The 9219-nt window shown below is 51.5% G+C and carries 8 protein-coding genes; 2 read left to right on the forward strand and 6 right to left on the reverse strand.

Annotated features, from left to right (window positions below; translation table 11 throughout):
• Nucleotides 1–438, reverse strand: a 438-nt coding sequence (locus tag AC2FNE_RS23835; RefSeq protein WP_496806476.1) for a DeoR/GlpR family DNA-binding transcription regulator, incomplete at its 3' end; no start/stop codon positions are given.
• Between the two features lie 246 nt (nt 439–684).
• Between AC2FNE_RS23835 and glpD the strand changes: the two genes are divergently transcribed.
• Complete coding sequence (glpD, locus tag AC2FNE_RS23840) at nt 685–2256, forward strand: glycerol-3-phosphate dehydrogenase (protein ID WP_496806477.1); 1572 nt, start codon at nt 685–687, stop codon at nt 2254–2256.
• Between the two features lie 77 nt (nt 2257–2333).
• On the opposite strand, the gene gap is transcribed toward glpD, so the two are convergent.
• From gap to bcoG, 5 genes are all read right to left on the reverse strand, one after another.
• Nucleotides 2334–3335, reverse strand: a complete 1002-nt coding sequence (gene gap / locus AC2FNE_RS23845; protein ID WP_170605431.1) for a type I glyceraldehyde-3-phosphate dehydrogenase — start codon at nt 3333–3335, stop codon at nt 2334–2336.
• Between the two features lie 214 nt (nt 3336–3549).
• The gene (locus AC2FNE_RS23850) at nt 3550–4806 is read right to left on the reverse strand and encodes a glycerate kinase type-2 family protein (RefSeq protein WP_170605433.1); all 1257 of its coding nucleotides are present in this window, start codon (nt 4804–4806) and stop codon (nt 3550–3552) included.
• A gap of 231 nt (nt 4807–5037) precedes the next feature.
• Complete coding sequence (locus AC2FNE_RS23855) at nt 5038–5985, reverse strand: cation efflux transmembrane domain-containing protein (RefSeq protein ID WP_496806478.1); 948 nt, start codon at nt 5983–5985, stop codon at nt 5038–5040.
• 199 nt (nt 5986–6184) lie between these two features.
• Complete coding sequence (locus AC2FNE_RS23860; protein WP_496806479.1) at nt 6185–7618, reverse strand: carnitine 3-dehydrogenase; 1434 nt, start codon at nt 7616–7618, stop codon at nt 6185–6187.
• Complete coding sequence (bcoG, locus tag AC2FNE_RS23865; protein ID WP_170605734.1) at nt 7615–8532, reverse strand: 3-dehydrocarnitine:acetyl-CoA trimethylamine transferase BcoG; 918 nt, start codon at nt 8530–8532, stop codon at nt 7615–7617. Before bcoG ends, AC2FNE_RS23860 begins: the two co-directional genes overlap by 4 nt.
• A gap of 144 nt (nt 8533–8676) precedes the next feature.
• Between bcoG and AC2FNE_RS23870 the strand changes: the two genes are divergently transcribed.
• Nucleotides 8677–9219 (forward strand): AraC family transcriptional regulator (locus AC2FNE_RS23870; protein ID WP_496806480.1); only part of this gene is annotated, 543 nt, incomplete at its 3' end.

Below are 9219 nucleotides of genomic sequence, written 5' to 3' on the forward strand. Positions count from 1 at the left end.
GTTTCGCAAGTGCCCCCCTGCAACAACCACCTCAATCGTAGGATGGCCGGATAATATTACTGCAATGTTGAGGTTGTTCGTCACCACAAGCAATCCGGTGTGATTGAACAGTTCGGCAGCGATTGCTTCTGTTGTTGTCCCTATATTCAAGAACAGCGAGCAGTCATTGGGAATATGCTTCACGCAGTTACGCGCAATATCAACTTTGGGCGCTTGGTTTAATTTTCTACGCTCGGCGTATCCAATGTTAACGGTGTTTGAAGGCAATACTGCACCGCCGTGCACACGTTCCAATTCCCCGGACTCTGCCAACTCTGTCAAATCGCGGCGAATTGTCTGCGGAGTTACGCCAAAATATGAAACCAGTCCTTCAACGGTTACCTTGCCTTCACGACGGGCAATATTGATGATTTCGGGTTTTCTAAGTGTTTGCACCATCGCTCGCGCCTGAAAAGCCAGTTTCAAGAAGATAGTGTCAAATGAAATGGAATCGCAAACGATGATGTTCGTTTAACGTTAGAAATTGCCAAAATGCTAAATATTCTCGGGTTCGCTTAGATGATTTCCTCATTTATTTCAGATGTTTCTACAAAAAGAGCATAAACGAAAATATTTTTCTTCTATTTGGGCGCGTTTTTTGACATTTACCAGTGGCCCGCTAGTGCAAAGCGTAGGAGCCACAAGATGTCACAAACCTATGACCTTCTCGTAATCGGTGGTGGAATCAATGGCTGCGGCATTGCCCGAGACGCCGCAGGGCGCGGGCTAAGTGTCTGCCTGGTCGAAATGAACGATATTGGCTCTGCGACCTCGGCTTCTTCGACCAAGCTGTTTCACGGTGGACTGAGATATCTTGAGTATTTTGAGTTTCGTCTAGTCCGCGAATCTTTGATTGAGCGAGAAACCCTTTTGCAGGCGATGCCCCATATCTCGTGGCCGATGCGCTTTGTTTTGCCCTACCATCACAGTATGCGCTTTGACTCAACCACGCCTACATCGCGGCTGCTGAGTTTTGTCATGCCGTGGATGAAAGGTCGCCGCCCTGCATGGCTAATTCGACTAGGTTTGTTTATGTACGACCATTTGGGCGGTCGAAAAATACTTCCGGGTACAACCAGTCTTGATTTGACTTCCGGCCCGGAAGGAAAACCCCTTAAGCCGCATTTTGAACAAGCGTTTGAATATTCAGATTGTTGGGTAGAAGATTCTCGGTTGGTGGTCCTGAACGCGCGGGATGCGGAACAACGCGGAGCGGAAATACTGCCGAGGGAAAAATGTATCTCTGCCGATGTTGTTGATGGAGTTTGGCATGTGCAAACCGAAAATAAGGAGACCGGAGAGGTCACCGAACTATCCGCAAGAATGGTTGTAAACGCGGCAGGGCCCTGGGTTGGGGACGTGTTACGCGGGACATTAAAAACCAATACTCAAGATGGCGTTCGCCTGGTTCGCGGTAGCCACATAGTAACGAGGCGCTTGTTCGACCATGATAAGTGTTACTTCTTTCAAGGAACCGACGGCCGAATAATTTTCGCAATTCCATACGAAACTGACTTCACCCTGATTGGAACAACTGACGCGGATCACAATGACGCTTCGATCAAACCGGAATGCACTCCGGAAGAGCGTGACTATCTGATTGGCTTTATAAACCAGTATCTTGCCGATCCAATCAAAGTTGATGACGTGGTTTGGACATATTCGGGAGTTCGCCCGCTCTTCGATGACGGTGCAGGCAGCGCGACGGCAGCTACCCGGGATTACGTGCTAAAGGTCGACCTTAGTCGGGGTGCACCTGCGCTGAACGTTTTTGGCGGTAAGATCACGACCTATCGGCGTCTTGCAGAAAGCGCGATGGAAGAGATTGCATCTCAGATACCAGATATTCCCGGACCATGGACGGCAGGTGTTCCATTGCCGGGAGGAGATTTCCCCGTCGACGACGTGTCTAAGTTGATAACGCAGCTTCGCGAAAAATTCTCATTTCTCGATGAGCGATGGGCCACTCGCATGGTTAAAGCCTACGGAACCGAAGCTATGGAGATACTTGAAGATAGCTCAGACATAGTGGACCTAGGCCGGAACTTTGGGGCAACGCTGACCGAACGGGAAGTCAACTGGTTGATTACTAATGAGTATGTTCGAGAAGTCGACGATATTTTATGGCGGCGCAGTAAGTTGGGCCTTCGCATGTCGAAAGCGCAAATTGCAGATTTGGGGTCGTGGTTGAAGACGACATTGAACGAAACGGCCTGACTGAAAGTTTCAGTGTTTCGGCGGACAGAGCACCTTGTTTGATCTGTCCGCACTTCCCGAAAACTGGTTTTGATCAATCAGCGTGCAGAATCCATTGCACAAGCCGTATCCAGCATACGGTTTGAAAATCCCCACTCGTTGTCATACCAGCTGAGAACACGCATCATCCCGCCATCGGTCAATCGAGTTTGGTCGATCGCAAAGATCGACGAATGCGAGTCGTGATTGAAATCGCTGGACACCAAAGGTTCATCGGTTACCGCTAGGACGTCCGCCATCTCTCCACCCGCAGCATTTCGAATGGCATCATTTACTTCGTCAACCGTCGCGCTGCGTTTGGGCATAAAACACAAATCTACTGCTGATACATTCGGTGTTGGAACCCTAATGGCGGAACCATCCAGCCGCCCTTTTAGCTGCGGTAGAACTTCCCCGACAGCTCGGGCAGCTCCAGTCGAAGTGGGGATCATAGACATAGCAGCTGCGCGAGCGCGGTACAGGTCTTTGTGAATGGTGTCCAAGGTCGGCTGATCACCAGTGTAGGAATGGATCGTCGTCATATATCCGGTTTCAATTCCGAACACGTCGTCCAACACTTTGGCGACCGGAGACAAACAATTGGTCGTGCAGCTTGCATTAGACACGACGACATCGTCACCAGTCAGGCTTTTGTGATTTACGCCAAACACTATGGTCTTGTCTGCGCCACTGGCTGGCGCGGAAACCAGAACCTTTTTTGAACCGTTCTCCAGATGTTTCGCTGCGGCTTCTCTTTTCGTGAATATGCCAGTGCATTCCAGCGCCACGTCGACATCGTCCCATTCAAGCTTTGAAGGGTCGCGTTCCGCGCTTACACGAATCTCACGCCCGCCAACCAGCATGGTGTTTCCGTCTACACGAATGTCTGCATTTAGACGGCCATGAACACTATCGTATTTCAACAAGTGTGCGTTCGTTTCAACTGGCCCAAGATCGTTAACGGCAACGACCGCAACATCGTTGCGCCCAGCCTCTACCAGAGCCCGCAATACACATCGGCCAATACGTCCAAATCCATTAATGGCAACCTTTACGGTCATTTTTGCCTCCTTGGCGAAATTCCCAGCAGAATACAGTTGGAATCGTCGCTGCAGCATAGAGTGCCTGCGATACCCAAATTTTGTTATCGCTAACAACCACGAATCCAACTGGATTGTCAACAAAACCGAACTGTAAAAATTCTGAAGGTGGCACCAAGCGATCGATATTTGCGTTTGGCTGTGAAGGTTTTGAAAAATCTCCTACGATCGTTCTTCAGCGAATGAGAATGGCGCGAAAGTCGTTAACATTTGTTCCAGTTGGTCCCGGCGAAAACAAATCTCCGATAGCCTCAAACGCAGAGAACGCGTCATTTGCCGCCAGATCCGCGGCGGGGTTTCGCCCTGCAGCGCGCATTCGGGCACAGCTGGTCCCGTCAACGAATGCTCCGGCGTTATCCTCTGAACCGTCGATGCCATCTGTGTCCGCGGCCAAGGCGGAAATTCCTTCAATTCCGTCTAACTCCTGCGCAAGCGCCAACAGAAATTCTGTGTTGCGTCCACCCCTGCCCTTGCCGCGCAAAGTGACAGTAGTCTCGCCACCTGACAAAATAACCACGGGTTTTTGGAACGGCCTGTTCTTTTTGGCAACCTCGCGCGCAATTGCTGCGTGAACACGTGCGACATCCCGCGCTTCGCCCTCGATCGCGTCCGAAAGGATTACGGCGGGAATACCTTGGTTTTCTGCCTCTTGAGCCGCGGCATCCAAAGACAATCCTGCGGATGCAATTACTTGGACAACGTTTTGATCAAAACGAGGATCATCCGGAGCAGGTGCATCGGCTTTAACAGATTGAAGATGTTTCAGTAACCTGTCCGGAAGGCTTATGTGATGATCAGCGATTAAACCCAGTGCATCCTTGCGACCGATGGAATCCGGAACTGTTGGGCCCGATGCAACCTGCGCTGGATCGTCGCCAGGAACGTCCGAAACAATCAGTGATACAACACGAGCGGGATGCGCCATTTTAGCCAGACGGCCCCCTTTGATACCGCTGACGTGTTTGCGAATGGCATTCATCACCGAAATAGGCGCCCCAGACGCTAAAAGGGCCGAGTTCAACAACTGTTCATCTTGCAGCTCGAGTCCGTCTGGTGGACAGGGTAGCAGAGAAGAGCCTCCTCCACAGATCAATGCGACTACCAGATCGTCTGGAGTCAGGTCAGTGAGATTTTGCATAAGGATTTGGCTGGCCTTTAAACCTGCTTGGTCTGGTACTGGGTGCGATGCCTCCAGAACTTCGATCTGCTGGCACTCCGCGCCATAACCGTAACGGGTAACGACAGCACCCGACAAAGGACCTTGCCACAATGTTTCAAATGCCTGGGCGAGCTGAGCGGCTCCTTTGCCAGCACCAATTACAATTGTGCGCCCTTTGGGCGGCGCCGGCATGTGCGCCCCGAGCGAGGTAAGTGGATCGGCGGCCTGTACTGCTGTCTGGAATAGGGAAATCAGAAAATCAGAGTCTTGCATCGTATCTCTTTATCACACGTGTTTTAGCCATCAGACCCGCTAAGGAATTTGCGGTCTGCGTTCAACATCGGAAACCATTACGACGGTGTCCAAGCGAAAGGAAAAGGCGGTGAATCGACATTCATCCCCGTGTTAGGGTCCATAGCAAGTAATCATACTTTTGCTAACCAAAAATTGTTTTGTCCGATCTCGGAACCCAGCCTGCAAGTCCTTACTGCTGCATCGGGCGCTTTAACCCGGGCTAAGAACACGTCCATGTTGCGACACAACAACGAAAACCTCGGAATGCTCAAAAAGCTTCGCTATGTCGGCCTGCAACTGCCGGGTAAGATCGTCAATTTGTGCCGCCGAGATTTGCCGCTGCGGATCGTAGTACACCATAACCGTAAAGTATCGGCCGAGTTTGGAGATAGATAAATCCACCAACGAACCCCCATCGGTTCTAAGGGATTCTCGTATCGCCCGACGAGCAGAGGCGATATACTGCGGGCTGGCTGTTACACCAGCCAACTCTCCCAACCCGGCTATGAAGTCGCGGTAATACTGAAGTGTCACAGACAAACACAGTAACAGAACAATAATTGAATCTCCAATGGGGGCGATCGGAGCCAAAACCCAATCTCTAAACGCGTGAATACCCAAAAGGCCGACTGCCGCTGAACCGGTAATCAACGCATCAAAGGCGGCGGCCTTTTGTTCAAGTTGAAGCACGTCGCTTTGCTTGCCCGACTTGATCCATGCCCTACGGTGAAACGACCAAAGAATCAAACAGGTCATTCCAACAAGCGCAAAGTAGACTAACATCGGCGCAAAAATTAACTGCCGTTGAGGCTCACCATTCAGGTATCCGACAATGTTTAGAATTGCGCTGGTCATCGCAAAAATAACAAGACCTAAAAGGGACAGGGAACGGAACGTTTTGAAAATCGCCTCGTCACTTGCGTAACCAAACGGTCTGTACTTGTCTGCTTTGCGCTGAGCATTCCGGGTCACGCGTTTACCTAGAAAAGCCGCAGTAAACCCAATAAACGAAAAAAGCCCGTCCATGAGCACAGCTTGTGAATTGGAAAGATAGGCTGCGACTATCCCAGCCATCGCCATGAATAGATTTCCCACCATTCCGATTGTAAGCGCACGGCTTTCCAAGAGCTGCGTTTCAGTTCGCGTGGGTCGGCTCATATAAGGAGATCCGTTTCTGAAAAGGGTTCCGGATCGAAAGATATAGAAATCGGGTCAACTTGTCTGGCCCCGACCTGCATAATCTGTTTTTTTGAGCTCCGGGCCAAATAACGTCTTCTTGATGAACGCAAACTTGGAATCGCTATCTTTTCACCTCGCACTGAACCTGTGTAATGGCAATCCCCGAGGATTTTGATTGTTAATCCCTTTTACCGATCGAACGCCCGACACCTTCAGGTTCAGGCAAATCGGCATGCTGTTTTGCATAGGAGGTCAACTTGTGCGCGACCTGTTCCAGCGGAAGCGAAGTCTTGCGGGAATTCAAGTCGATATGCAGCAACAGAGTCTCGACTGTTGCCGCGACTTCGCCGCGTGGCCCATGCAACTTATGAAACAGATGCAATTTCTTGCCGTCGCCATTTAGCACCTGCGTCGTCACCGTCAATCGGTCGCCAGCGAGCAATTCAGACAGGTAACAGACATGATTTTCAACCGTGAAATAGCTGTTGCCGCCAGCCACGTAATCAGCATCTGCACCTATCATTTCCATGAACCTATCTGTGGCCAATCCTGATGCTTCGACGTAATAAGCCTCATTCATGTGGCCGTTGTAATCAGTCCAACTGTGCGGGATTACACGATCAACGGTAACTGGTAGATCGGTGGCGTCTGGGTCAGGTAAAGTTGCCTCATGTGCGTTCAGCACACCACCTGCTCCGCTGCCAGATTTTTTCAACGCGCGCATCATTCCGATAAGGTTGTCATCGCGCAGCCGTTCCAGTTCGCGGATAGACATGTGGCCGGATTGCGCGTCCGATTGTTCGGCAATCAGATCTACAAGGTCATCCGACAATTCTGGCACATCCATCAGCTTGGTCCATGGCCATTCAAGCGCCGGGCCGAATTGAGCCAGGAAGTGTTTCATACCCGCTTCGCCACCGGCAACGCGATATGTTTCGAATAAGCCCATTTGTGCCCATCGTAGGCCAAAACCCATACGGATTGCTTCGTCCAATTCTTCGGTGGTACAAATCCCGTCTTTGATCAACCAAAGCCCTTCCCGCCAAACTGCTTCGAGCAGTCGATCAGCAATATGGGCGTCGATTTCCTTGCGAACAATCAATGGATACATGCCCAATGACCGCAAAACACTCGCTGCTCGTGCGCAGATGTCGCCGTCCCCTACCAATTCAACCAGTGGCAACAGATAGACCGGGTTAAATGGGTGCGCGACTACTACACGGGATCCGTGTTCGTTCAGTTCGGACGGTTTGAAACCCGAAGTTGATGATCCAATCACTGCTTCAGCAGGTGCAAGCTCATGAATTTGGGCGTGAATTTTATGCTTAAGGTCTAGCCTTTCGGGTACGCTTTCCTGAACCCAAGTGCTCCCTGCCAGTGCATCGGCCAGGGTGTCACAAAAGGTCAGCTTCCCTTCGGGAGGCAATGCTTTGTCATAAAGCGACGGCAACGCTCTGCGAGCGTTGGCCAGAACTTCACCGATCTTGCGTTCAGCCTGTGGATCAGGGTCAAAAACCGAAACATCCCAACCGTTAAGCAAAAATCGGGCGACCCAACCACCACCGATAACGCCACCGCCGACAATTGCTGCCTTTTTCGCCAAGCCGCTCATCGTGTCACCGGTGCGCGCTTTGTCAGGCCAAGTTTTTCCCGCACGTCCTGCGGCCCGACAATTCGGGCTCCCATGCTCTCGATAATTCCCTTCGCCCGTTCGACAAGCTGCCCGTTGGTCGCCAAAACTCCCTTTTCTAGAAACAAGTTATCCTCCAATCCAACGCGCACGTTGCCGCCTGCAAGCACTGCCTGCGCCGCATAAGGCATCTGATCACGCCCCAAGGAGAATGCGGACCAAACCCAGTCGTCCGGTACGTTATTGACCATCGCCATAAATGTGTTGAGGTCATTCGGCGCGCCCCAGGGAACGCCCATGCACAGCTGTACGAGGGCCGGACTATCTAGAACGCCTTCCTTCACAAGCTGTTTGGCAAACCAAAGGTGGCCAGTGTCAAAGGCTTCGATCTCAGGTTTGACCCCCAAGTCAGTCATCATCTGGCCCATCGCTCGCAACATGCCGGGTGTGTTGGTCATAACGTAATCAGCTTCGGCAAAGTTCATCGTACCGCAATCCAAAGTGCAAATTTCCGGTAGACATTCAGCGATATGCGCCATGCGCTCGGTGGCGCCAGCCATATCTGTACCGGACTCGTTCACTGGCAATGGAGACTCGGTCGGCCCAAAAACGATGTCCCCGCCCATTCCGGCCGTCAGGTTCAAAACCACGTCAACATCGGCGTCCCGGATACGTTCCGTCACCTCACGGAACATAGCAGGGTCCCGGCTGGGCGTGCCGGTTTCCGGATCACGAACGTGGCAATGCACGATCGCAGCGCCTGCCCTTGCAGCTTCTATGGCCGAGTTAGCAATCTGCTCAGGGCTACGCGGAACATGAGGAGACCTATCCTGCGTGCTGCCTGAACCCGTGACTGCACAAGTGATAAAAACATCGCGGTTCATTTCCAGAGGCATCTGGTTGCTCCTTGGCATAAGAGTTTTGGCAAAATACGCGGAATTATTCCGCGAGCTGCTGAAGACAAGTTGAAATACGCTACTTTTTTTCCTAGCAAAGTCTCGATACTTTTATCGTCAAAATATTCACATTTCTTGCCATCAATGTCGGAACAGTTTGAATTTCTGCTTTTAGAGGGTTTCTCCAACATGGTGCTAGCAAGCGCGCTAGAGCCGCTGCGTGACGTTCGGCTACGATCAACCACAGCAGACTTGGATTGGGAAGTTACGACCCTGGGTGGCGAAACAATACAAAGCTCATCCAGATTACGGGTGTCGCCTGATAGACCTTTCGACCCAGAAGTGACCAGCGGTACTCTTGTGATTACCGCCGGGTATCATGTTCGCGAGCACATCACCAGGCAAATGGTCGCGAAACTGAGAAAGGCAGCCCGCAAAGCAAAGCGCGTGATAGCCTTGGACACTGCTGCGTGGTTATTGGCTGAGGCCGGCGTCCTGGACGGACACAATGCCACGATTCACTGGCAGGAACTGGATGCATTTCAGGAGGCGTTTCCCAACGTGAGTGTCTCAAATGCGCGTTTTGTTAAGTCCGGCAATATTTTGACTTGTGGAGGTGCAAGTGCCGCGTTGGATCTTATGCTTGAGCTGATCAAAGAATTGTTCGGACCCGCCGCCGCGTTTGAC

The organism is Ruegeria sp. YKSD179 (assembly GCF_059612885.1).